Raw genomic sequence first — 24,394 nt, forward strand, 5'->3', positions numbered from 1 at the left:
CCGCATGACCGCCACCATGGCCAGGGTTGCGCTGTTCATGTTTCTGCTGCTGGGCCTTTTCCTGTGGGTCGGCAGCACCATCACGGCCATGACCGGCGGCGACAAGCGGCCCAAGGGCGGCGCCGTCGAGGTCAGCCCCGAGGGCGGCGAGGCCATCTTCTGGGGCAAGGGGCGCTGCTTCACCTGCCACAGCCTGGGCGGCCAAGGGAGCGCCGTGCGCTGCCCCAACCTGGGCCAATTCGGCGACAAGTTCGCGCTGCCCATCGGCGCCCGAGCGGCGGAGCGGGCCAAGGAACGCAGCGCCAAGACCGGCCAGACCTACACGACCACCGATTACCTGGTGGAAAGCCTGGCCGAGCCTGGGGCCTACGTCGTCGAGGGCTACAAGAACGAGATGGCCATCGTCTACGCGCCGCCGATCTCGCTCAATCTTACCGAGATCAAGGCCGTGATCGCCTACTTGCAGAGCCAGGGCGGCGACGTCGACATGGAGGCGCTGAACAAGCCAAGCCCGATCAGCCAGAAGTTCTTCGCCCGCATCAATGCGGCCTCGGCCGCCGGTGGTGGCGATCCCGGTGCCGGCGAGGTGGTCTTCGAGGACAACTGCGCCGAATGCCATGACCTCGGTGGTGAAGACGAGGAGCTGCCGGGTCCGGCGCTTTCGGGCGTCGGCAAGAAGGGCCTCAAGTTCCTGGCCGATGCCATCCTCAGGCCGGCCAAGGAGATCACCAAGGGTTTCGAGACGTATCAAGCGGTGATGAAGGACGGCCGCAAGCACGTTGGCCTGAAAAGCCGTGACGAGGGCGGCGAGGTCGACATCACCAAGGCCAACGGCGACGTCGAGACGCTGGCCAAGGCCGAGATCAAGGAGCTCAAGGAAGACAAGGGCAAATCGATCATGCCCGAAGACCTGATCGAGGCCCTGACGGTCAAGGACTATCAGGACGTCCTCTCGTTCCTGCTGTTGCAAAAGGGCGAGTAAGGCACCATGGCAAAGCTCAGAATCAGTCGCTTCTGGTGGGTCGTGATCACCATTGTGGCGGTCTATGCCTTCGTCAAATGGGGCATTCCGGCGCTCTCGCGGGAAATCACGGCGCTGCCCTTCCCGCTTTCGGTGCCGGGCACCTTGATGTTCATCTACATCGTGCTGACGCTGGTGGCGCTGTTTCTCTTCATCACCTTTTCGGACGACTACCTGGAAGAATTCAGCCGCCCCATCAAGCGTCTGCTGCGCGGCGAATTCGGCGCCATCCCGCGCCTCGTGGTGCTGCTGGCGGTGCCGTTGATCGTCGGCTGGCAGGTTTACGACGTGACCGTGCCCAAGGTCGAGCTGCCCTCGACGCTGCGCATCCAGCACCCCTCGTCGAACTTCCCCAAGAAGTTCGAGAGCATGAACAATCCCTTCGCCAATCCCGATGAAGCCACGGTCGCGGCCTTCATCGAGCAGGCCAAGGACGAGGAGATCGAGTTCATCGCCCAAGTCCAGGGCGACATCGAGGCCTGGCGCGAAGAGATCGATCCAGACAACCCCTACGATTTCATCCCCACCAAGCCCTGGCGTGCCTTTCTCGCCCAGCTCGAAGAGGGCGAGGTCGAGCCGGCCGTGGCCAAGGCGGCGCTGGTGGAGAAGAACCTCTTCGAGGGGCGCGCCCTATATGCCATGAACTGCCGGCCCTGCCACGGCGACAGCGTCGCCGGCGACGGCCCGCTGGCCGACGGCTTCAAGCTCAGGCCGATCAACTTCACCGACAACGGCACCATCGAGACCATCGTCGAGGGCTACACCTTCTGGCGCGTGAGCAACGGCGGCCCCGGCCTGCCCACCGAGGCCACACCCTGGGATTCGGCCATGCCCGAGTGGAAGGTCAGCCTGACCGAGGCCGAGCGCTGGAAGATCATCCTGGCCGAATACGACCTGGCCCAGAAGACGCCGCGCATCCCGGAGAGCCATTGATGGTTTCGCGCATCACCATGGCGCTGGGCTTGGGCCTTCTCGCTTTCGCGGTCTCGCCGGCCGAGGCCGCCGACGTCTCGCAGGATCCCCAGCCCGAGTTCACGGACGAGCTGCGGGCTGAAGGCCGGCAGATCTACTTCCAGCGCTGCAGCTTCTGCCACGGCCTGCTGGGCGACGGCGAGGGACCGGCGGCGCCCTTCATGGACCCCCGGCCGCGCGACTTCACGCTGGGCACCTTCAAGTTCCGCACCACCCAGTCGGGCGAGCTGCCGCAAGATTCAGACATCTTCCGCACCGTCAGCCGCGGCCTCAGCGGCACCGCCATGCAGGCCTTCGACGACGAGCGCATCAAGAACGGCCTCAGCGAGCACCAGCGCTGGGCCGTGATCGCCTACATCCAGACCTTCGCCCAGGAGTTCGACGATGAGGAACTGGACCCGGTCAAGACCGGCAAGGTGGTGGCGCTGCCCAAGGACCGCCCGGCCTATGGCGCCGAAATCGTGGCCAAAGGCAAAGAAATCTTTCTCAAGGCCAAGTGCTGGGAATGCCACGGCAAGTCGGGCCGCGGCGACGGCCAAAAATCCTTCGACCGCAAGGACGACTGGGGCTTTCCCATCCGCATCCGCAACGTCACCCATCCCTGGAAGATCAAGGCCGGCGACCGCGTCGAGGACATCTACATGCGTTTCTCGACCGGCATCAGCGGCACGCCCATGCCGTCTTTCGTCAAGGCCCTGAGCGAGAGCGAACGCTGGCAGCTGGCCAACTTCATCAAGTCTTTGCAGATCCAGCGCACCAGCCACCAGGTGCTGAAGGCGCTGCGCCTGGAGGGCGAGCTGCCCGAGAGCCCGGATGATCCGCGCTGGAAGCAAGCCGAGCCCATGGACGTGATTCTTACCGGGCAGGCCGTGGCGCCGCCGCGCTGGCAAAGCCCGTCGGTCGAGATGGTGACGCTGAGGGCCGTCTTCAATGACAACGAAATCGCTTTCCGGCTGACTTGGGACGACCCCTTCAAGGACACCAAGCACGACGCCGGGCAGGAACTCGACGTCAAGGAGATCAGCGCCAGCGGCATCTACAGTTCATACGTCGACGTCAACGAGTTGGCGGTGCGCAAGCTGGAGACCTATCGCGACGCCGTGGCGCTGCAGTTTCCCGTGAAGCCCACCGAGGGCACCAGGCGGCCGCACTTCCTGCGCGGCTCGGCCTCGGATCCGGTGCATCTCTGGCTTTGGAAAGCCGATGAGGGCGCTGTCGAGGAAGCCGTCGGCCGGGGTTGGCGCCAAGGCCTGAGGCCGCAGCCCGAGGAGCAGCAGCAGGTCGCCGCCAAGGCCGCCTGGGACCAGGGGCGCTGGCAACTGGTGATGAAACGGCCCTTGCGCACCGAGGACAAGAACGACGTCCAGTTCGAGGCCGGCCGCTTCATTCCGCTGTCGCTCAATGCCTGGGACGGCTCCAACGGCGAACACGGTTTGATCATGAGCCTCTCTAGTTGGTATTACGTCTTCCTCGAAGCGCCGACGCCGATCAGCGTTTACCTCTATACCATCCTGGCGATCTTGATCACGGGCGGTCTGGGTTTCTGGTTGATGAGAAAAGCTGAAGCGGAAGACGCCTAGGACGCGCTAGAGTGCGGTCCATCCGTATGGGGAGAGAAGTTTGGGAGAGCGAGTATGAGAATAATTTTTGCCTCATCTTTGGCGCTGGCGCTGAGCCTGGCCGCAAGTGGTCCGGCCCGGGCTGATGCGGCGGCCGGCAAGGCCGCCTTCGCGGCCCAGAAATGCGAGGGCTGCCATTACACCGAAGGGCCGGCCAGGGAGAAGTCGATCGACGATCAGTTGGCCAAGAAGGGGCCTGAGCTGTGGTACGCCGGTTCCAAGTTCCAGGCGCCCTGGCTCGAGGCCTGGCTGCAAAAACCCGATGCCATCCGGCCGCTGAAGTACAACACGCTCGAACAAGAGAACCCCGGCGACCATCCCAAGCTTTCGGGCGGCGATGCCAAGAACGTCGCCGCTTTCCTCATGAGCCTGACCTCGGACGCTGTCAAGGCGGGCAAGGTCAAGGCCAAGAGGAACGCCAAGGGGCGCCTGATTTTCTCCAAGAAAATGCCCTGTTCCGGTTGCCACTCCTCCATCGGCCGCAAGAAGAAAGTCGGCGGCGGGCGTTCCGGCCCGACCCTGGTCGGGGCCGGCCAGCGCCTCAACCCGGACTGGATCCTGGCCTATCTCAAGACGCCCGACGTCTTCAAGCCGATCAAGGCCATGCCCGTGTTCGCCGGTATCCTGGGCGACAAGGACATGCTCAACCTGGCCCGCCACGTGGCCAGCTTCAAGTAGCCCGGCGGGAGGATAGAACCATGAAAAGATTGACCACCGCCGCTGCCTTCTGCACCCTGGCGTTTGCCCTGGCCGTTCCTTCGGCCCAGGCCGCCGATGCCAAGAAGGTCTACAACTTCTATTGCGCCCAGTGCCACGGCACCGCCGGCAAAGGCAAGGGACCCAACGTCACCAAGGACTTTCCCGTCAGCCCGCGCGACTTCACCAATGCCGCCGAGATGGACAAGCTCTCGGACGCCGACATGAAGAACGTGATTCTGGATGGCGGTCCGGCGGCCTCCAAGTCGCCCATGATGCCGCCCTGGTCCAAGACCCTGAAGGGCGACGAGGTTGACGCTCTGGTCGGCTACCTGCGCAAGTTCTGCGGCTGCAAGGGCAAGCAAGGCTAGTAAGGCGCCCGGTGCCGCCGGGGAGGCGGCGCCGCTTCGTTTCAATTTTGGGAGAAGGGAGCCGCCGCGGTCTTGGACACTGCGGCCTTCAGAAAACGAAAAACCACAGAATCAGCACGATCACCACGGCGTTGATCAGCATGCCGGTGAGAATGAAGGTGTCGGCCAGACGTTTCTTGGGGATTTTCATTGAGGTAATGCAGTCTGTGGTTGCTTAATCTATGTGAAGGATATGGTTTCGGAGGCAGGTTAGGTTTCGGGCGCGCAACGATGGCTGGACATGACGATGACTGAAAACAACGGTGCAACAGGCAGTGGATCAGCCAACGCCTGGGCCGGTCCGGCCCTCTTTACGGTCGTTGCCGTGGTCATGCTGGTCTTCTTCTATTGGTTCCTGTCCTAGAGTCAAGGCAGCCTGCAGGGGGGCACAAATGAATAATCCGAGGGATTGCTCATGAAGGACTACGTGGTGCCCTTTGTGGCGGCGTTCGTGGTGTGGGGTCTCCTCTTTCTCGGTCTCGACGTGGTGATCATGAACGCCCAGGGACTGAACCTGATCTATCAGCCGTAGGGGGGACTGGTGACGCACAGCAAGGTTTTGACCGCCTGGCGCCCCTGGGTGCTGGCGGCTCTGGTGGCGACGCTGTTGCTGGCCCTGGTGCCGCTGCTGGGCAGCGCCCTGGATATCGCGTCGCCGGCCCTGGCGGCCGAAGGCGAGGCGGCGGCGGCGGCAAGCGGCGAGCAGGCGGCGGCCCCGGCCGGCCCGACCATCGCGCCGCCCAAACTGAAGAGCACCGACTATCCGGTTGTGGCCGGCGTCAACGGACGCATCTTCGTCTGGCTGGCGGCGCAATTGCACCTCTGGTTCGCGGCCTTCGTGCTGGCCGTGCCGATCTTCGTCTTCATCATCGAAGCCATCGGCATGTACAGCCGCGACCAACGCTACGACAACATGGCCTACGAGTTCATCAAGGTCAGCATCACCGCCTATTCCCTGACCGCCATCCTGGGTGGCCTGTTGGCCATCGGCCTGATCGTTTTCTACCCGCACCTCTTCCAGTACATGTCCGGCGTCTTCAAGGAATCGATGGTCTGGTATGCGGTGCTGTTCTTCGCCGAAAGCGCCTGCCTTTACATCTATTACTACGGCTGGCACTGGCTGCAGGGCGGCTTCCGCAAGTGGGTTCATCTGACGCTGGGGCTGGTGCTGAATGGCGTCGGCACGACGCTGATGTTCCTGGCCAACGCCTGGCTCACCTTCCAGATGAGCCCGGCCGGCGTCGATGCCGCCGGCCTCTATTCCGGCGACGTCTGGGCCGCCATCCACAATCCCTTGTGGAACCCCATCAACCTGCACCGCATGATCGCCAACGTCGCCTACGGCGGCTCGGTGGTCGGCGCCTATGCCGCCTTCCGGTTTCTCTCGTCGCGCACGGCCGAGCTCAGGGCGCATTACGACTGGATGGGCTACACCGCCAACTTCATCGCCATCAGCGCGCTCTTGCCGCTGCCCTTCGCCGGCTACTACCTGACGGCCGAGATCTACGCCTACAGCCAGCAGATGGGCATCACCCTGATGGGCGGCGTCTTCGCCTGGCTCTTCATCATCCAGGCGGTGCTGATCGGCACGCTGTTCCTCTCGGCCAACTATTATCTCTGGTGCGGCATGGGGCGCAGCGACGGGGCGCCGCGTTACAACCCCTATATCAAGTACATAGCCTTCGGTCTGGTGGCCTCGTTCCTGGTCTGGTTCACGCCCCACACCCTGGTGCTGACGAACGAGGAACTGAAGGCTCTGGGCGGGCCCTACCACAAGTACCTGGGGCCGCTGGGCATCATGCCGGCCAAGAACACGGCCGTGAACTACATGATCATCCTGACGGCGCTGAGTTTCCTGATTTACCGCCGCGCCAACAAGATCCCGACGGTAAGCTGGGTCAAGATCGGCAATGCCGTGCAGGTGGCCATGTTCACGGCCGCCGTCGTCAACATCCTTATCCTGGGCGTCTACCACGGCTACTTCACCAACACCGTCTACAAGGTGGCGAGCTCGATCCCCCAGGTGTTGACGACGCTGGTGGTGATCTTCGTCAGTACGCTCATCGACGTCTTCATGTACCGCGGCGCCAAGGACGTGGCGCCGCTGCATTGGGGCCGATTGCCCGAACGCGCCCAGTACGCGCTCTTCCTGCTGGCCGTCTCGTTCACCTGGCTGATGGGCCTGATGGGCTACATCCGCTCGGGCATCCGCCAGCACTGGCACGTGGTCGGCATCTTCCGCGACAACTCGGCCGACGCCTTCACGCCGACCCTGGCGGGCGGTGCCAATATCGTCTCTGTGGGGGTCATCATCTTCCTGGTGATGGTCATCTTCGTCTTCTGGGTCAGCCAGATCAGCGGCCGCAAGACCGAAGTGGCCGGATACTGGAGGACCTAGGCGATGATGAACTTCCTCAAGGTGGCCCTCTTCTCGCTGGTCGTCATCGGCTTTTTCGCGGGCTATTCCAACTGGGGCATCCCGCAGATCGAGCCGGCGGCGCCGCCGGTGGAAGAAGTGCTCGATCTGGGCGCCATGACCATGGACGACTTCATCGCGCTGGGCGGCAAGATCTACAACGGCAAGGGCACCTGCACGCTCTGCCACAATGCCGTCGGCGGCCGGGCGCCCATGCTCGATACCGCCGCCGGCCTGGTTGCCGAACGCCTCAAGGACGCCCGCTACAAGGGCGAGGCCAGCGACGCCGAGGGCTATCTGCTGGAATCGCTGGTCAATCCCTCGGCCTTCGTGGTGGCGGGCTTCGGCAAGAAGGGGACAGCCGATGCCGAAAGCCCGATGCCCGACGTCTCGGGCGGCTCGGTGGGCTTGAGCGAGGTCGAACTGGCGGCCGTGGTGGCCTTCCTGCAGGATCTCGGCGGCACCGATGTGACGGTGGAGATCCCCTCGGGCGCCCAGGCCTCCGACGAAAGCGGCGACGAGGAGGGCGAGCCCCGGGCGGCCTACGCCTCGATCGAGGAACTGATCGCCGAGCAGTCCTGCGGCGCCTGCCACAAGGTGGCCGGCGAGGAAGGCGACGTTGGTCCGGACCTCAACGGCATCGGCGCCAAGTACGATCGCGACTACCTGCGCCGTTCCATCCTCGATCCCAATGCCGACATCGGCCAGGGCTTCGAGGCCGACACCATGCCGGCGGAATACGGCACCACCCTCTATGCCCAGGAACTCGAAATGCTGATCGACTACCTGGCCAAACTGAAATGAGCAGGGGCGCGGCATGAAAATTCCCAGGCTCCTGCTGTCGGTCATCACCGTCCTGGTCTTCTACGCCGCCTTCGAGGTGGTCTTCGGGCTGATCCTCGGGCAGCCCATCCCGGCCAGCCTGATGACCATGTACATGTTCTTCGTGGTTGCCGGCGTCTTCATGACGTTTACCTTCACCGAGGAAGGCGGCCGCGAGATGGTGGCGCCGATCAAGGCGCTGGTCGAGGATCCCTCCAAACGCATGGTGCGCAACGTCGTCTTCGTCATCGTGCCGCTGCTGGCCGGTGGCCTGACGTATTGGCAGATGCAGCCCTCCTTCGAGGCGCCGCTGGAGCTGCGTTCGATCCATCCGGCACCGCCCTCGAGCGCCAAGATCTACGGCAAGCGCTACGATCTGCTGACGCTGGAGAACCCGTTGCGCAAGTTCGAGAAGGAGGATCCCGAGAAGTTCCGCGAATTGGTGGCGGCGGGCGCCACGGTCTACATCGAGAACTGCCAGTACTGCCACGGCGACAAGCTCGATGGCCAGGGGCCCTACGCCCAGGGCCTCAATCCGGTGCCGCTCAACTTCCAGGACATCGGCACCATCGCCCAGCTTCAGGAATCCTACCTCTTTTGGCGCATTGCCACGGGCGGGCCGGGCCTGCCCAGCGAAGCCTCGCCCTGGCTCTCGTCGATGCCGGTGTGGCAGAGCTTCCTCAAGGAAGAAGAAATCTGGCAGGTCATCCTTTTCCTTTACGACTACACCGGCCACCGGCCGCGCTCATGGGAGCATGAATGATGGCTGCGGTGACGATGGATAAAGTGCTGCGGGCGCTGGGCGCCGGTATCGTGCTGGCCGCTCTTTCGGCGGGTGCCGCCCTGGCCGTGCCGGGCAATGCCGAGAAGGGCGAAAAGGTCTACCAGTTCCGCTGCCTGGCCTGCCACGGCGACGAAGGCGACGGCCTGGGCCCGGCTGCCGAGCGCCTCAACCCGCCGCCTCGGGACTTTACGCTGGGGATTTATAAGATCAAGACCAGCGCCTTTGACGAAGACGCGCCCAACGACGACGACATCTTCCGCATGATCAAGGACGGCATGCCCGGAACCGCCATGCCGGGCTGGTCGGACGTGCTCAGCGAGCAGGACATGTGGGACCTGGTGGCCTATCTCAAGGTCTTCGCCGAGATCGAGGAGGCGCCGGAGGGCCAGATCGACTACGGCAAGCAGATCGAAAGCTCGGCCGACAGCATCGCCCGTGGGCGTGAAATTTTCCTCGATGGCGAGCGCTGCTCCGAATGCCACGGCCGTGAAGGCCGCGGTGACGGCATCAAGAAGCTCAAGGACGACAACGGCGCCCGCACCTGGCCCAGGAACCTCACCAAGGCCTGGACCTATCGCGCCGACAACAGCGCCAAGGAGATCTTCCGCCGCGTCACGGTGGGTATTCCCGGCACCCAGATGCCGGCCTTCGCCGATCCCAAGTCGAAAAAGAAACTGAGCATCGAGGAACGCTGGCACGTGGCCAACTATGTGGCCTCGCTGGCCAAGACGGTGGAGGTCGTCAATCCCTCCAAGACGGTGATCGTGGCGGCCAAGCTCGAGGGCGCGCTGCCGGCCAAGGTCGACGACCCGAAATGGGCCGAGGCGGCGCCCGTGACCTTCATGCTGGTGCCCCAGATCATCGCCGAGGACAGGTTCTTCACGCCGGCCCACGACAGCATCACCGCCCGCGCCTTCTATAACGACGAAGCGATCGCCATGCTGCTGGAATGGGACGACCGCACCAAGTCCTTGCCCGGGGACGACAAGGCGGCCCAGATCGCGGACGAGGAGCTGAGCTCCGACATGGTGGCCGTGCAACTGCCGGTGACGATTCCCATAAGCCAGGAGAAGCCCTATTTCCTGATGGGCGACAAATCCCATCCCGTGAACTTCTGGCGCTGGTCCAGCGGCGGCAAGGAGGCGTCCCAGGGCGTCGAGTTGATGAACGCCACCGGGCCCTACGAGTTCGCCGAACGCGACGCCGCCAAGACTGGTCTCACGGCCAGCGGCAGCTACAAGGACGGCACCTGGCGGGTAGTCATGACCCGGCCCTTGCGCACCGATGATGCCGAGGGCGACCTGCAGTTCGAGGAGGGCCGCTTCATCCCCGTGGCCTTCGCCAACTGGGACGGCTCCAACAGCGAAAGCGAAACCAGCCACACCCTGACGACCTGGTACTGGCTGCTGCTCGAGCCGCCGACGGGGACGCGGCCCCTGATCACGGCCCTGATCGTAGTGCTGCTGCTGGCGGCGGCCGAGATCTGGTGGGCGCGTAGCGCCCGTGGGTCCGATGCATGACGCCGAACCCGGCGGCTGACGACGAGGAGTTACGGGACGAGGAACCGGTCCGCGGCGTCAAGACGCGTATGATCGGCGCCGGCTTGATCTTTCTCGGCGTTCTCGACAGTCTGCTCAGTTGGCGGGGCGGTTTCGAGCCCAGCCTGTTTCATTGGTTTCTGATTGCCGCCGGCATACTGGTTTTTGCCATCGGCGCGATCCGGCAGAGGCGGGACGCCGGGTCTCCGTCACCCTAGGAGAGTGTCCATGACTGCACCCGCGTCCAGCCAGCCAGCGCTGCAGGACGGTGCCCAGGCGTCGCCGCCCGACACGGCGCCGGTTTCCTTCAAGCGCTTCATCGTCGCCCTCGATGCTTCCGACCATGCCAACCGGGCGCTGGCCGAAGCGCTACGCCTCTCGGCCACGGCCGAGGGTGAGATCACCGGCATCCACGCCTATGCCGCGGCGCTGCATGACCGGCGCTTTCGCCAGATGGAAGGCGGCCTGCCCGAGCGCTACCTCGACGAAGAGGAAATGTCCTACCAGCGCGACGTCCACGACGACCTGATTACGCGCGGTCTCGACATCATCTCCGACAGCTACCACGACCAGGCCGAGGCCGCCTGCGAGACGGCCGGGCTGCCTTATGCCCGCCTCAGCCCCGAAGGCAAGAACGCGAGCCGCATCGTCGAAGCCCTCGAGGCCGGGGGCCACGACGTGCTGGCCATGGGTGCGCTGGGCCTGGGAGCGGTGCCGGGCAGCCTGATCGGCACCGTCTGCGAGCGCGTGGTGCGGCGCTCGCCGATCGATGTGCTCGTCGTTCGCGATGTCGAACGGGCCATCGGCGAGGGGCCGGTGGTGGTCGGCCTGGATGGCTCGCCACAGTCCTTCGGGGCGCTGCTCACGGGCTTCGAGATGGCCCGCCGGCTCGGCGTCGAGCTGCATGCCGTGGCGGCCTACGACCCCTACTACCACTACGTCGCCTTCAACCGCATCGCCGGCGTGCTCAGCGACGAAGCCGGCAAGGTCTTTCGCTTCAAGGAACAAGAACAGCTGCACGAGGAACTGATCGACGAGGGCATCGCCAAGATCTATCAGTCCCACCTCGAGGTGGCGTCGCGCACGGCCAAGGATGCCGGCGTCGAGCTCGTCACCAAGCTCCTGGACGGCAAGCCCTTCAAGGCCATCGAGGCCTATGTCCGTGAGGTCGGCGCCAGCCTGCTGATGCTGGGCAAGACCGGCATCCACGGCGACGCCATGATCGATATCGGCGGCAACACCGAAAACCTCTTGCGTCTCGCGCCCTGCCACGTCTGGATCGGCCAGGCCAGCCACGTGCCGGCGCTGGATATCGTCGCCGCCGAAAGCATCAGCTGGAGCCATGAGGCCGAGGCGCTGCTCAACCGCGCCCCCGAATTCGCCCGTGGCATGGCCCGCCAGGCGGTGATCCGCTTTGCCCATGCCCGGGGCAACACCTACATCACGTCGGATCTGGTCGAGCAGGTGGCGGCCAAGATGATGCCCGGCCGGGGCCAGGCGGAGGCGGCCGCGGCCAGCCCGGAAACGGTCTGGAGCGCCGCCGCCGAAGCCGAGCTGGCCAAGCTCGATGATGCCAACCAGGCCGCCGGTGTTCGCCTGCGGGCGGAAAAGCGGGCTCGCCGCGAGGGCGCGGCCGAGGTTGGCGCCGAGCACGTGCGGGCCTTTGTCGAGGCGCCGGCCGCGGCCACGCTGCCTTGGGCCGCGGCGGCGCTGGCCCGGCTGACCAGGGTGCCCGAGGCCATGCGCGATCGCACCCGGGCGCGCATCGAAGAGGTGGCGCGCGAGCAGGGCGCCACCGAGGTCACGCTGGCGATCTGCGAGCTGGGCCTCGAAGAGGCCCGCAAGGCCATGCACGAGGCCATGGTCAAAGGCGGTCACACCAAGACGGTCGAAGACGATTGAGCATGGGAGGCTCATGAACGCCCAGGCCCATATCGCCGAACCTCCCTTCCTGGTTGCCCTCAACCTGACGCGGCGGTGCAACCTGGCCTGCGCGCACTGCTACCTCGATGCCGGTACCCGGAGTGACGGGACGGCCGGCGAGATGGGCACGGCCGAGGTAACGGCGCTGCTCGTCGACATCGCGGCGCTGGACGACGAGACCATGGTGGTACTGACCGGCGGCGAGCCGCTGCTGCGCCGCGATATCGAGGATATCGCCCGCCATGGCGCCGATCTCGGCCTGATGGTGGTGCTGGGCTCCAATGGCACGCTGCTCGATGGTCCTCGCGTGGCATCGTTGGCGGCGGCCGGCGTGCGCGGCGTTGGCATCAGCCTCGATTCCCTCGACCCGGCCTACCACGACGGCTTCCGCGGCCGGCCCGGAGCCTGGGAGCAGGCCATGAACGGCATCGACGCCTGCCGCCGGAGCGGGCTCGGATTCCAGATCCACTTCTCGGCCACCGAGGAGAACGCGGCCGAGCTCGACGACATGATCGCCTTCGCCAAAAGTTCCGGGGCGCTGGTGCTGAACGTTTTTTTTCTCGTCTGCACCGGTCGCGGCGAGCGTTTCTCGGGCATCTCGGTGAAAACCTACGACCGGGTGCTGGAACGCCTGACGGAGGCCGCCCACGACGATACGGGACCCCTGGTGCGGGCCAAGTGCGCGCCCCATTTCCGCCGCCTGGCGATCGAGCTCGATCCGGCCTGGGCGATCACGCCGATGCACGGCTACGAGGCCGGTGGCTGTTTGGCCGGCAGCCGTTATTGCCGAGTCACCCCCGAGGGCGAGGTGACGCCGTGCCCCTACATCGAAGAGCCGGCGGGATCGCTCAGCCAGACAAGTTTCGCCGAGATTTGGCAGGGTGCCGAGCTCTTCGCCCGGCTGCGCCAGCCTGAGCTCGGCGGGCGTTGCGGCGTTTGCGAATACCGCCGTGTCTGTGGCGGCTGCCGGGCCCGGCCGGCGGCCCGCGACGGCGACCTGATGGGCGAGGATTTCCTTTGCGGCTACCAGCCCCGGGGCGGTGCCGTGATCGAGCCCCTGGTGCTGGCCGAGAGCGCTCTCGACTGGTCGCGCGAGGCGGAGCAGCGCTTGCGGCGCGTGCCCGCCTTCCTGCGCCGCATGGTGCGCCGCCGGGCCGAGGTTTTCGTGCGCGGCGAAGGCCGACAGCAAGTCGAGGCCGATGACCTCCAGACCCTGGCGCGGCGGCGCTTTGGCGAGGCCGGCCCGCCGCGGCCCGAATTTGACGGAGAGCGCCGTGAGCTTTGACGCAGCCATCATCGGCGGCGGCATCTCGGGCCTGGCCACGGCCGAGGAACTGCGCCGGCGGGGCCGCTCGGTGGTGCTGTTGGAGCGCCAGGTGGCGGCTGGCGGCAAGGCCTTTTCGGAACGCCTGGGCGGCTTTCTCATGGAGCACGGACCCAGCACCGTCGGTGCTCACGTCGCGGCGGCCACCGACTGGTCGCAGCGCCTGGAGTTGGAGACCGAGCGCTGCGAGCTGGGCCCCGCCGTGCGCCGGCGCTATCTGGTGGCCGGGGGGCGTCTCGAAGGTATGGCCAGCCATCCCTTCAGCCTGCTCAGCTCGGGTTATCTCTCGCTGCCGGCCAGGCTTCGGCTGCTGGCCGAGGTGGTGCTGCCCCGCGGCCGGGAGGGCGACGACGAATCGGTGGCCCAGTTCGCCCGCCGCCGCTTCGGCCGCGAGGTCGCCGAGCGCCTGGTCGATCCCCTGGTCGGTGGTATCTACGCCGGGCGGGCCGACGAGATTTCGCTGCGTGCCGCCTTTCCGGCGCTGCATGAGCTGGAGCGCCAGTACCGTTCCGTGGTGCTGGGCGTGGCGGCGCGGCGCTGGCGCGGCGGCCGCATGCCGGGCGGCCGGCTGTTTTCCTGGCGCCACGGCGTGGCCAGCCTGCCCCGGGCGCTGCAGCGGAACCTGGGCCAAGCCTTGCGTACCGGCATCGCCGTGCAGGGCCTGGAACGCGGGCGCCGGGGCTTTAGGCTGCTGACGCCAGAGGGTGAGCTTGAAGCCCGGGCCGTGGTCATTGCCACCCAGCCCCACATGACGGCGGCCCTGATCGAGAAGCTGGACCCGACCGCGGCCGAGGCCGCCGCCGGCGTGGCGGCGCCGTCGCTGGCCGTGGTTTATCTCGGCTACCGGCGCCAGCAGGTCGAACACGCGCTCGACGGGCTGGGCTTCCTGGCGGCGGCCGACGAAGGCCGGGCCCTCAACGGCGCCCAATTTTGCTCGACCATGTTCAGCCACCGGGCGCCGGCCGGCCACGTCGCCCTGGCCGCCTATTTCGGCGGTGCCCGCAATCCTGATCTGGGCTTGCTGCCGGCCGACGATCTGGTGGCCTTGGCGCGGCGCGAGTTTGGCGATCTGGTCGGCGCCCGCGGCGAGCCGGTGCTGGCGCGGGTGCGCCACTGGCCGCGCGGTTTGCCGCAATACGCTGCCGGTCACGTCGAGCGGGTGCGGGATTTGGCGGCGCTGCCGCAGCGCCTGCCCGGCCTTTTCCTCACCGGCAACTATTTTCGCGGACCCTCCGTGGCGGCCTGTCTGGAACTTGCCGATGAGACCGCGGCCCGGCTCGACGGCTTCCTCGCCGGGCTAGGCGAGAGCAGCGACCGGGCCCCTATCAAGGCTGCCGCAAGCCGCTGATCGGCGTCTTCGAAGGCCGGAAAGTGACGCCCTTTTTGGGCGTTATTTTTTTGTCTGTGCATAAATATTCCATCTTTACCTACCTTTAGACACAATATATGGTATGCCACATGAAGAATCTTGCGTAGCCCATTGTGAAGGGGGAGAGTTCGGATGTCGCTCTTGGAAGAAGCTCCGGCGCCGCTCGGCCACAACAGTATTCCCTGCAGCGAAGAGCTGGTGAGCGACCGTGGGGGACGCAACAAAAAGCTGATTTTTCTTTACGAAATTCGGTCGGAGGCTTTGCAAACCGTCGAGCGCGGCGAGATCGAAGCCGAGCACGAGGAGGACGCCTGGCGGCGCTTGCGCCTGCAACGCCTGGCGCCCAGGCTGCGCTCCAACACACGCATCTGGAGCAAGGTCGATGGCGAAAATGGCGAGCAGCGGAGGCGTTCGAACAAACTGCGGCGCCTGCTGCGCGCCCTGGCCAGCCACCACCGTTGGCTGACCGGCGGCGAGGGCGAACGCGCCGATCTCAGCGGTCTCGACCTGTCACGGGTATCGCTGCGCAATCGCGACCTGAGCCACGCCAACCTGGCCAGCAGCGATCTCAGCGAGGCCGATCTCAGCGGCATCCGCCTGGCCGGTGCCAACCTGGCCGGGGCAAATCTCTCGCGGGCCGACCTTTCGGGGGCCAACTTGCGCGACGTCGATCTCAGCCATGTCAATTTCTGCCAGGCGGTGCTGATCGGCGCCGATCTCAAAGGCGCCGACCTGTGGCGCGCCAACCTCAGCGGCTGCGTCATCGCGCCGGCCAACCTGCACAGCGCGCTGGGCTGCCGCAAGGCGGTGGGGATGCACGAGGTGGAAGCCCCGGTTTCCTGAATTTTCTCTCCATTGTGATATCGTCCTGGCATGAACAGGACAGATCGTCGGCGCCGGAAAAAGCTGGCAACCAAGGGCCGTTTCAAGCCCGGCGACGATCTGACGCCGGCGCTCAAGCAGGCGGCCGAGTGGCACCGCGCCGGGCGGCTGGTCCAGGCGGCGGGGATCTACCAACGTGTTCTCGCCGCCGATCCCGATCAGGCCGACGTGCTGCACCTGTTGGCCACCATCGTCTATGAGCAGGGCGATGCAAAACGGGCGGTCGAGCTTTCCCGTCGTGCCGTGGCGCAGGCGGCGGCGAACCCCGACTACCTCAATATGCTGGGTACGGCGCTGCTCGCCCTGGGCCGGCTGCCGGAGGCCGAGACGAGTTTTCGCCAGGCCATCGCGGCGGCGCCGGGCGGAGCCGAATCGCACAGCAATTTTTTGGCTGGTGCTGCGCCGGCAGGGGCGTTTGTCCGAGGCCGAGGAATCGCTCGGGCGGGCCCTGGAACTGGCTCCGGAGTCGACCAAGATCCGCAACAACCTGGGCGTTACGCTCCTCGACCAGGGCAAGCCCGTGGCCGCTGCGGCGATCTTCGCCCAGGTGCTGGAGCGCGATCCGGGCTATGCCGCGGCCCACAACAATCTGGGGCTGGCCCTGCTCGAGCGTGGTGACAGCGCCGCCGCCATCAGCCAGATGCGTCAGGCCATCGCTCTCGATCCCGGACTTGCCGACGCCCATTGCAACCTGGCTTCGACGCTGCTCGGCGAGGGCCGGCTGGATGGCGCAACGGAGCATATCGAGAAGGCGCTGGCCTTGGTGCCGGGCGATACCCGGGCCGAGGAGGTGGCGCTCAGGCACGCTTTGTTTAGCTGTCAGTGGAACCGCGCCCGGCAGCTGACGGCATCGATCGGGGCCGCCACCGATGCCTCCCTGGCGGCCCGGCGCCGGCCCGCCGAAAGCCCCTTTCTCAGCGTCATCCATGATCCCGACCCGCGGCGCAACCTGGCCATCGCCCAAGCCTGGTCGGCCGACCTCAACCAGCGCAGCGCCGCCGTCCTCGCGGGCAAAAAGGATCCGGCCGGATCTGCCCGCTCCGGATCCGAGCGCCTCGTCGTCGGCTACCTCTCCAACGATTTCTTCGAGCACGCCACGGCGCGCCTGATCTCCGGCTTGTTGGAGGCCCACGATGGCCGCCAGTTCGATATTAGGGCCTACTCCTACGGCCCCGATGACGGCTCCGAGCTGCGCCGCCGCATCACTGCCGCCGCCACCGACTTCGTCGACCTCAGGGATTTCGACGACGCCGATGCGGCGCGCCGCATTGCCGACGACGGCGTCGACATCCTGGTCGATCTCAAGGGTTACACCCGGGGCGGACGCCTGGGCATTTGCGCCTGGCGGCCGGCGCCGCTGCAGCTCACGTGGTTGGGCTTTCCCGGCAGCACAGGCGGCGATTTCTTCGATTACCTGATTGCCGACAGCATCGTGGCGCCGCCGGCCGAGGCCGAAATGTTCAGCGAGACCCTGGCTTATCTGCCGGATTGCTATCAGCCCTGTGATGGCGGGCGAGAGCCACCGGGCGCGCCGGACGCGCCGGGTGTGCGGCGGGGCCAGCGCTCAGGGCCGATCTTGGCTTGCCCGAAGAGGGTCTGGTTTTCTGCTGCTTCAACCAGACTTACAAGATCGAGGCGGCGATGTTTTCCCGCTGGATGGCGGTGCTGGAGGCGCTGCCCGGATCGTCGCTCTGGCTGCTCGACGGCGGTCCCGGCTGCCGCGACAGTCTCGGCGCCGCGGCCCGGGCCGCCGGCATCGATCCCGGGCGCCTGCTGTTTGCCCCCAGGATCGCCCAGGCGGCCCACCTCAGCCGCCTGGCCGTCGCCGACCTGGCCTTCGATACCTTCCCCTGCAACGGCCACACCACGACCTCGGACGCGCTCTGGGCCGGTGTGCCGGTGCTGACGCTGGCCGGCCGTCACTTCGCCTCGCGGGTCTCCGAAAGCCTGCTGCGGGCGCTGGAAATGCCCGAGCTGGTGGCTGCCGACCTGGACGCCTATGGCAAGCTGGCCATCAGCCTGGCGGAGGACGGCGAACGGCTGGCCGCCGTGCGCGCCAAGCTGGCGGCCAAGCGAAGGACGGCGCCGCTTTTCGACACGCCGCGCTTTGCCCGCAACCTGGAGGCGCTTTATCGCCAGGCCTGGCAGCGCCAGCTCGACGGCCAGCCGCCGGCGCCGCTCAACCTTGCAGCACCCTGATCGGCTTGCCGGCCATGAAAGCGGCGATGTCTTCCACCATCTCCGGGTAGAAAGTCTCATAGGTCGCTTCGGTGACGTAGCCCAGGTGCGGCGTCAGTACCACGTCGGACAGGCTGCGCAGCGGATGGTCCGGCGCCAGTGGCTCCTCGTCGTAGACGTCGAGCGCGGCGCCGGCGATGAGGTTTTCCTTGAGCGCCGAGACCAGCGCCCATTGCTCGATGATAGGGCCGCGCGAGGTGTTGATCAGCACCGCCGTCGGCTTCATCAGGGCCAACTCCCTGGGTCCGATGGTGCCGCGCGAGCGCTCGCTCAGCACCAGGTGCAGCGTGATGATGTCGGCCGTTGAGACCAGCGCTTCCTTTTCCAGCAACGTGGCGCCGCACTCGGCCGCCCGCTCGGCCGTCAGGTTCTCGCTCCAGGCCACCACGTTCATGCCGAAGGCGTTGCCCACCTTCGCCACCTGGCTGCCCAGCCGCCCGAGCCCGATGACGCCCAGCGTGCGCCCCTTGAGATCGAGGCCCAGCGTGGTCTGCCAACCGCCCTGGCGCATGGCTTCGTGCTCCACCGGAATGGAGCGGCAAAGCGCCAGGATCAGGCCCCAGGTGAGTTCGGCCGTGGGGTGGGCGACGCCGCCGGTGCCCGAGACGGTGATGCCCAATTCGGCCGCCGCCTCGAGGTCGATGGAGGCGTTGCGCATGCCCGTGGTAACCAGCAATTTGAGATTGGGCAAGCTCTCCAGCAGCGAGCGCGGGAAGGGCGTGCGCTCGCGCATGGCGGCGATGGCGGCAAAGGGCTTAAGCCTGGCCACCAGGGCGCTCTCGTCGCTGATGGTGTCGTTGAAGACGGTGATCTCGGCGCCCTCGAGCACGCTCCAGTCGGCGATCCTGAGCGCCAGGTCCTGGTAATCGTCGAGGATCGCTATCTTCATGGCGGGGCCGGGCTCGCTGTCTCAGACAACTTGTTTGTCGCGGCCGGCCCAATAGGGTTCGCGCAACTCTCGCTTGAGAATCTTTCCCGAGGGATTGCGCGGCAACTCGGCCGTGAAGTCGACCGATTTGGGGGCCTTGAAATGGGCGATGCGCTCGCGGCTGAAGGCGATCAGCTCCTCGCTGGTGAGTTCCGCCTCGGGCGCCTTGACGATGATTGCCTTGACCGCCTCGCCCCAGCGCTCGTCGGGTACGCCGATGACGGCGGCGTCGGCCACCTCGGGATGCTGGTGCAGCACGTTCTCGACCTCGGCCGGATAGACGTTCTCGCCGCCCGAGATGATCATGTCCTTGACCCGGTCGTGGATATAAAGATAGCCCTCGTCGTCGACATAGCCGGCGTCGCCGGTGTGGAACCAATCGCCGCGTACCGCCCGGGCTGTATCCTCGGGCAGGTTCCAGTAGCCCTTCATGTTGAGCACGCTTCGCGTCGCCACCTCGCCGATCTCGCCAATGGGCAGCTCCTGGCCGTCCGGGCCGACGATGCGCAGCTCGACGCAGGAATAGGGCTTGCCGCAGGATTTGAGCCGCGGGCTCTGGCTGACGTGCTCGGCCGGCGGCAGGAAGGTGACGGCACCGGTGGTCTCGGTCAGGCCGTAGACCTGGGCGAAGTCGCAGCCGAACACCGGCATGGCCTTTTCCAAAAGCTCCAGCGGCATCGGCGCGGCGCCGTAGACGATCAGCTCGAGGCTCGAGAAATCGGTCTTTTCGACGCCGGGAACCTGCAACAGGAATAGCACCACGGCGGGCACGTAGAGCACCTTGGTGATACCGTCGCGGGGGATCGAGGCCAGGATCTCCGGGGGATCGACCTCGCCTATGATGATGGCCCGGGCGCCGGAAAAGAAGGCCATCAGGCCCCAGGCCGTGCCGCCGATGTGAAAGAGCGGCAGGACCACTTGCGTCACGTCGTCGTCGGACCAGGTACCGAGCTCCTTGGCGCCTTCGTGGACCTGCCAGAAAAGGTTCTCGTGGGTGGTCTCGGTGCCCTTGGGATGGCCGGTGGTGCCCGAGGTGTACATCTGCACGGCGGTGTCGCCGGGCTCGGGCGCGCTGTTGGGCTCGCCTGAACTCTGGCCGGCCAGCCAGTCCTTGTAGCTCGGCCATTCGGTGTGGCCGCCATCCAGCGCGATGATCTCGCGGATCGTCGTGAGCTCGCCCTGGATGCCCTCGACGACCTCGTAGAAGTCCTGGTCCACGAACAACACCTCGGCCTGGGCGTCGTTGATGATGAAGCTGATCTCAGGGGGCGCCAGGCGCCAGTTGACCGGCACCAGGGCGCCCCGGGTCTTGCTGGCGCCGAAGAAGATCTCGAAAAAGAGATCGCTGTTCTTGCCGATCTGGGCCACCCGCTGGCCCGGCCCGATGCCGGCTGCGGCGAGACCGTTGGCGACTTGGTTGGAGCGCTCGTGGAATTGGCCGAAGCTGGTCTCGCGGCCGGCGAACTCCCAGGCCACGCGGTCGGGCCGCAGCTGCGCCTGGCGCCGCGTCATGTCGGCCAGGGTCTCGATCTCCATACCACCGTCCCTCCCCTTGGCGTCTCCAACGGCTGCCGAGTGTACCTCTTCAATCGCCGCTTGCCAGCCCCTCGAACAGCGTCGTGATGCGCTGACGCTGGTTCTCGTCCAGGGTCCCCAGCAAGACCAGCCGACTGCCCGCCGCGGCGTTCGCGGCCTCGCCGATCTGCAAACGCCGCCCGACCAGTTGCACCAGACGCGGCCGCTCGGGGGCCGGGGCAAAACGCACGATGCCTTTGCCCCGCAGCACGCCCGCCGGCAGCTCGGCCAGGGCGGTACGGAATCGGGTCTCGTCGAGGCCGCCGGGCCAGGTCAATTCGACGCTGGCAAAGGGATGTTCGGGCTCGTGATGGTGACCGCCCTGGGGCACCTTTTCGAGGCCGCGGCCGAGCAGCAGCGCCAGCGGCGCCGCCGCGTACTCGGTCTCGACGAGCGCCGCCTCGGGCGCCAACTCGGCCAGCCAGGCCCGAAGCTCGGCCCGCGCGGCGGCATCCACCAGATCGCACTTGTTGAGCAGCACCACGTCGGCTGCCTTGAACTGGCGCTCGACGGTGTCGCTGAGGCGGGGATCGGCGGCGCGTTCGCGGATCTCGGCGGCGTCGGCCAGCACGATGGTGGCGTCGGGGGTGAGTTCGGGATGCAGGATCGCGACCTCGGCGATGGGCCTGGGATCGGCCACGCCGCTGGCCTCCACCAGCAGGTGCTCGGGTTTGTCGGCGCCTTGCATCAGGCGCATGACGGTGATCAAGAGGTCGTCGCCCAACGAGCAGCAGATGCAGCCGTTGGCCAGCGTGATGGTGTCGCCGCCATGCTCGACGATCAAATCCCCGTCGATGGCCAGGTCGCCGAAATCGTTGACCAGCACGGCATAGCGCACGCCGCCGGCCTGGCGCAGCAGGTTGTTCAGCAGCGTCGTCTTGCCGGCCCCGAGAAAGCCGCCGATGACCGAAAGCGGAACCAGGGGTGCCATGACCGGCGGCGGCTAATCGGCGGCGGCGAAGACCCGGCCGCCCAGCACCGTGCCCCAGACCGGTACGTCACGTAGTGTTTCGGGCGCCACCAGCAGTGGGTCGTCTTCGAGCACCGCGAAATCGGCCCGCTTGCCGACCTCGATGGAGCCGATCTCGTGGTCCAGCTTCAAGGTATAGGCGGCGCCCTGGGTGATGGCGTAAAGGGCGTCGGCCGTGCTGATGCGCTCCTCGGGCCCCAGCACCTGGCCCGAAGCCGTCAGGCGATTTACGGCGCACCAGGCGGTAAAAAGCGGCCCCAAGGGCGTCACCGGGGCGTCGGAATGGATGGCAAAGGGCACGCCCCAGCGCTTGGCCGTGTTGGCCGCATCCATGCGCTTGGCCCGATCGGGTCCCAAGGTGGTGGCCAGGTGCTCGTCGCCCCAATAGTAGATGTGGTTGGCAAAGAGATTGACGCAGATGCCGAGGCGCGCCATGCGGCGGAACTGGGCCTCGTCGGCCATCTGGCAGTGCTGCAGGGTGTGGCGGTGGTCGGGCCGGGGCGAACGCGCCAGCACCGCCTCGACGGCCTCGATGGCGAGTTCCGAGGCCTCATCGGCGTTGGCGTGGATGAAGACCTGCAGGCCGCCGTCATGATAGCCGCCGAGCACCTCCTCGAGCTCGTCCGGCGTCACGTTCCAGACGCCGTTGGCGGCGCCGTTGTAGTAACCCGGCCACTTGAGCCGCCCCGTGAAGCCCTGGATCGAGCCGTCGGTGACCAGCTTGACGATGCCGAAGTGGAGTTTTTCGTGGTTGAGCTTCTTGAGCTCGTGCACCCTGGCCACGCCATCACGAGCCGGCATCGAGGAGCCGCCGAAAGCCGGCACGATACGAAAACGAAAATCCTCGCGCCGGGTGCATTCGAGCATGCTGGCGACGGCCTCGTCGGGGGCTGCGTTGTAGAGATCGGTGGCGGTGGTGACGCCGGTCTGGCAGGCGATGCGGCCGAAGTTCTCCAGCGACTGGGGCTCGCCCACCTCGGAGAAATAATCCACCCCCATGGTGCTCAGCGCCATGAACTTGGCGGCCATCTCCTGCAATTCGCCGTTGGGCTCGCCGGCCGCGTCCTTGACGATGCCCTCGACGTTGGTGGCGGCCGTGATGTTGGCTCCCTCCAGGACCGCCGAGTTGACGTTCATGATGTGGAAGTTGGAATGCACCACGGCCACCTGGCGGCGCTGGGAGACGGCGTCGAGATCCTGGCGGTTCATGCGCCGGCCCTCGAAATAGATGGGATCGAAGCCCCAGGCCACCAACGGCGCGTCTGCGTCCGGCATTTCGCTTTCCACCTGGCAGAGCCGCTCGACCACCGCCTCGATGCTGGTCAGGCCTTCGTGTAGCTGGCCGTCGGGTCCCGTGCGGGCATGGGAACCGGCGTACTGGTAGCGCCAGATGCTGCCCTCCATGAGGTGGCAGTGGCCTTCCACGAACCCCGGCAGCAGCACCTTGTCGGCAAAGCGCTCATCGAGCGTGTAGTCGCCCCAGCCGGCCAGCTCGTCGAGCCGGCCCACGCCCAGGATACAGCCCTGGCGCACGGCCACATGGCTGGCCTCGGGCTGGTAGCGGTTCATGGTGATTATTTTGCGCGCGCTGAAGACGGTGGTCTCGCCGGACATTCTTCTTCTCCGCAAACTGGGGATCGGGCAGTGTGTGCCGCCGCCGATCATGAACCTAGGACCAAGCCGCCTCAAGCGTCTGGTCCAGGGGCTTGGGCGCGGCTATATTTGGCGCCCCGTGAACCAGCATGCCGGAGAATCCCTGTGAAGTTCGATACCAAAGTCGTGCGCGCCGGAATCACCCCCGACCCCACCACCGGCTCGATCGTGCCGCCGATCTACGAGACCGCCACCTACGTTCTGCCCGAAGTCGGCCGCGACAAGGGTTTCGACTACACGCGCTCCTCCAACCCCACGCGCCAGGTGCTGGAAGCCAACCTGGCGGCCATCGAGGGCGGTGCCCATGGCATCTGCTTTTCCTCGGGCATGTCGGCCGTCGACACCTGCCTCAAGCTCTTGAGCGCCGGCGACCACGTGGTTTGCTCCGACGACGTCTACGGCGGCGTCTCGCGCCACTTCAACAAGGTGCTGGCGCGCTACGGCCTGACCTTTACTTACGTCGATTCATCGAGCCCCGACCTGGTGCGACAGGCCGTGCGGCCCGAGACCAAGATGCTCTGGGTCGAAACGCCGACCAATCCGCTGCTCAAGGTCACCGACCTGGACGCCATGTCGGCCATCGCCAAGGAACATGACCTCTACTTCGGCGTCGATTCGACCTTCGCCACGCCGGTTTTCCTCAGGCCGCTGGAGTTCGGCGCCGACATCGTCATGCACTCGACCACCAAGTACCTGGCCGGCCACAACCAGATCATCGGCGGCACCCTGATCACCAACCGCGACGACCTGCGCGACGAGTTCAAGTTCATCCAAAAAACCATCGGCGCCGTGCCCAGCCCCTTCGACTGCTGGCTGACGCTGGCCGGCATCAAGACGTTGCATTTGCGCATGGAGCGCCACGCCGCGAACGCCCAGAAGGTGGCCGAATACCTGGAAGCCCACGCCAAGGTGGCCTCCGTCAGCTACCCCGGCCTCCCCTCCCACCCCCAGCACGCCGTGGCCAAGGCCCAGATGTCGGGCTTTTCCGGCATGATCTCGTTCGAGCTCAAGGGTGGTATTCCGGCCGGCACGACGCTGATGAACACGGTCGAGCTTTGCGCCCTGGCCGAAAGCCTGGGCGCCGTCGAGACCATGATCACGCATCCGGCGACCATGACCCACGCCGAGGTGCCGGCCGAGGACCGTCACGCGCGTGGGCTAAGCGACGGCCTGGTGCGCTTGAGCGTCGGCATCGAAGACGCCGACGACATCATCGCCGATCTCGATCAGGCCCTGGCGGTGGCTTAAGCCGCG

20 protein-coding genes and 1 pseudogene are annotated in these 24,394 nt (G+C 66.3%); 17 read left to right on the forward strand and 4 right to left on the reverse strand.

Annotation, left to right across the window (positions count from 1 at the left end):
• Positions 1-4: 4 nt before the first annotated feature.
• The 16 genes and pseudogenes from QGG75_07540 (at position 5) to QGG75_07615 (ending at position 17,975) form a co-directional block, all read left to right on the forward strand.
• Complete coding sequence (locus QGG75_07540) at positions 5-982, forward strand: c-type cytochrome (protein ID MDP6067089.1); 978 nt, start codon at positions 5-7, stop codon at positions 980-982.
• 6 nt (positions 983-988) lie between these two features.
• On the forward strand, positions 989-1,954 hold the full coding sequence (locus QGG75_07545; protein ID MDP6067090.1) for a cytochrome c: 966 nt from the start codon (positions 989-991) through the stop codon (positions 1,952-1,954).
• The gene (locus tag QGG75_07550) at positions 1,954-3,573 is read left to right on the forward strand and encodes an ethylbenzene dehydrogenase-related protein (protein MDP6067091.1); all 1,620 of its coding nucleotides are present in this window, start codon (positions 1,954-1,956) and stop codon (positions 3,571-3,573) included. The genes QGG75_07545 and QGG75_07550 overlap by 1 nt, the downstream gene beginning before the upstream one ends.
• Positions 3,574-3,627: 54 nt before the next feature.
• The gene (locus tag QGG75_07555; protein ID MDP6067092.1) at positions 3,628-4,290 is read left to right on the forward strand and encodes a cytochrome c; all 663 of its coding nucleotides are present in this window, start codon (positions 3,628-3,630) and stop codon (positions 4,288-4,290) included.
• 20 nt (positions 4,291-4,310) lie between these two features.
• The gene (locus QGG75_07560; GenBank protein ID MDP6067093.1) at positions 4,311-4,679 is read left to right on the forward strand and encodes a cytochrome c; all 369 of its coding nucleotides are present in this window, start codon (positions 4,311-4,313) and stop codon (positions 4,677-4,679) included.
• A 580-nt stretch (positions 4,680-5,259) separates the two neighbouring features.
• Positions 5,260-7,116, forward strand: coding sequence for a cytochrome ubiquinol oxidase subunit I (locus tag QGG75_07565; protein MDP6067094.1), 1,857 nt, complete (start codon positions 5,260-5,262; stop codon positions 7,114-7,116).
• 6 nt (positions 7,117-7,122) lie between these two features.
• On the forward strand, positions 7,123-7,938 hold the full coding sequence (locus QGG75_07570; protein MDP6067095.1) for a c-type cytochrome: 816 nt from the start codon (positions 7,123-7,125) through the stop codon (positions 7,936-7,938).
• Between the two features lie 13 nt (positions 7,939-7,951).
• On the forward strand, positions 7,952-8,719 hold the full coding sequence (locus QGG75_07575; GenBank protein MDP6067096.1) for a cytochrome c: 768 nt from the start codon (positions 7,952-7,954) through the stop codon (positions 8,717-8,719).
• Positions 8,719-10,260, forward strand: a complete 1,542-nt coding sequence (locus tag QGG75_07580) for a c-type cytochrome (GenBank protein MDP6067097.1) — start codon at positions 8,719-8,721, stop codon at positions 10,258-10,260. The genes QGG75_07575 and QGG75_07580 overlap by 1 nt, the downstream gene beginning before the upstream one ends.
• Entirely contained in the window at positions 10,257-10,496 is a 240-nt protein-coding gene (locus QGG75_07585; GenBank protein MDP6067098.1) for a hypothetical protein, read from the forward strand. Before QGG75_07580 ends, QGG75_07585 begins: the two co-directional genes overlap by 4 nt.
• 10 nt (positions 10,497-10,506) lie before the next feature.
• Positions 10,507-12,180: a universal stress protein gene (locus tag QGG75_07590; protein ID MDP6067099.1), complete on the forward strand. Its 1,674-nt coding sequence runs from the start codon at positions 10,507-10,509 to the stop codon at positions 12,178-12,180.
• Between the two features lie 13 nt (positions 12,181-12,193).
• A complete protein-coding gene (locus QGG75_07595) occupies positions 12,194-13,486 on the forward strand; it encodes a radical SAM protein (GenBank protein MDP6067100.1) in 1,293 nt (430 codons plus the stop codon).
• Complete coding sequence (gene hemG, locus QGG75_07600; protein ID MDP6067101.1) at positions 13,476-14,873, forward strand: protoporphyrinogen oxidase; 1,398 nt, start codon at positions 13,476-13,478, stop codon at positions 14,871-14,873. The genes QGG75_07595 and hemG overlap by 11 nt, the downstream gene beginning before the upstream one ends.
• Before the next feature lie 153 nt (positions 14,874-15,026).
• Positions 15,027-15,737, forward strand: a complete 711-nt coding sequence (locus QGG75_07605; protein MDP6067102.1) for a pentapeptide repeat-containing protein — start codon at positions 15,027-15,029, stop codon at positions 15,735-15,737.
• A gap of 247 nt (positions 15,738-15,984) precedes the next feature.
• A pseudogene (locus QGG75_07610) lies at positions 15,985-17,259 on the forward strand (tetratricopeptide repeat protein).
• 98 nt (positions 17,260-17,357) lie between these two features.
• Positions 17,358-17,975, forward strand: a complete 618-nt coding sequence (locus tag QGG75_07615) for a hypothetical protein (GenBank protein ID MDP6067103.1) — start codon at positions 17,358-17,360, stop codon at positions 17,973-17,975.
• On the opposite strand, the gene QGG75_07620 is transcribed toward QGG75_07615, so the two are convergent.
• Genes QGG75_07620 through QGG75_07635 form a run of 4 tightly spaced genes read right to left on the reverse strand, consistent with a single transcriptional unit; the run spans position 17,956 to position 23,101 of the window.
• The gene (locus QGG75_07620; protein ID MDP6067104.1) at positions 17,956-18,903 is read right to left on the reverse strand and encodes a D-2-hydroxyacid dehydrogenase family protein; all 948 of its coding nucleotides are present in this window, start codon (positions 18,901-18,903) and stop codon (positions 17,956-17,958) included. The genes QGG75_07615 and QGG75_07620 overlap by 20 nt on opposite strands.
• 21 nt (positions 18,904-18,924) lie before the next feature.
• The gene (locus tag QGG75_07625) at positions 18,925-20,478 is read right to left on the reverse strand and encodes a fatty acid--CoA ligase (protein ID MDP6067105.1); all 1,554 of its coding nucleotides are present in this window, start codon (positions 20,476-20,478) and stop codon (positions 18,925-18,927) included.
• A gap of 49 nt (positions 20,479-20,527) precedes the next feature.
• The gene (locus tag QGG75_07630) at positions 20,528-21,448 is read right to left on the reverse strand and encodes a GTP-binding protein (protein MDP6067106.1); all 921 of its coding nucleotides are present in this window, start codon (positions 21,446-21,448) and stop codon (positions 20,528-20,530) included.
• 12 nt (positions 21,449-21,460) lie between these two features.
• Positions 21,461-23,101 (reverse strand): amidohydrolase, encoded by a 1,641-nt coding sequence (locus tag QGG75_07635; protein ID MDP6067107.1) that lies wholly within the window; start codon positions 23,099-23,101, stop codon positions 21,461-21,463.
• Between the two features lie 144 nt (positions 23,102-23,245).
• Here QGG75_07635 and QGG75_07640 point away from each other — a divergent pair, with 144 nt between their 5' ends.
• Positions 23,246-24,388, forward strand: coding sequence for a PLP-dependent aspartate aminotransferase family protein (locus QGG75_07640; protein ID MDP6067108.1), 1,143 nt, complete (start codon positions 23,246-23,248; stop codon positions 24,386-24,388).
• Positions 24,389-24,394: the final 6 nt, after the last annotated feature.

This window comes from Alphaproteobacteria bacterium (genome assembly GCA_030740435.1).
GTDB lineage: Bacteria > Pseudomonadota > Alphaproteobacteria > UBA2966 > UBA2966.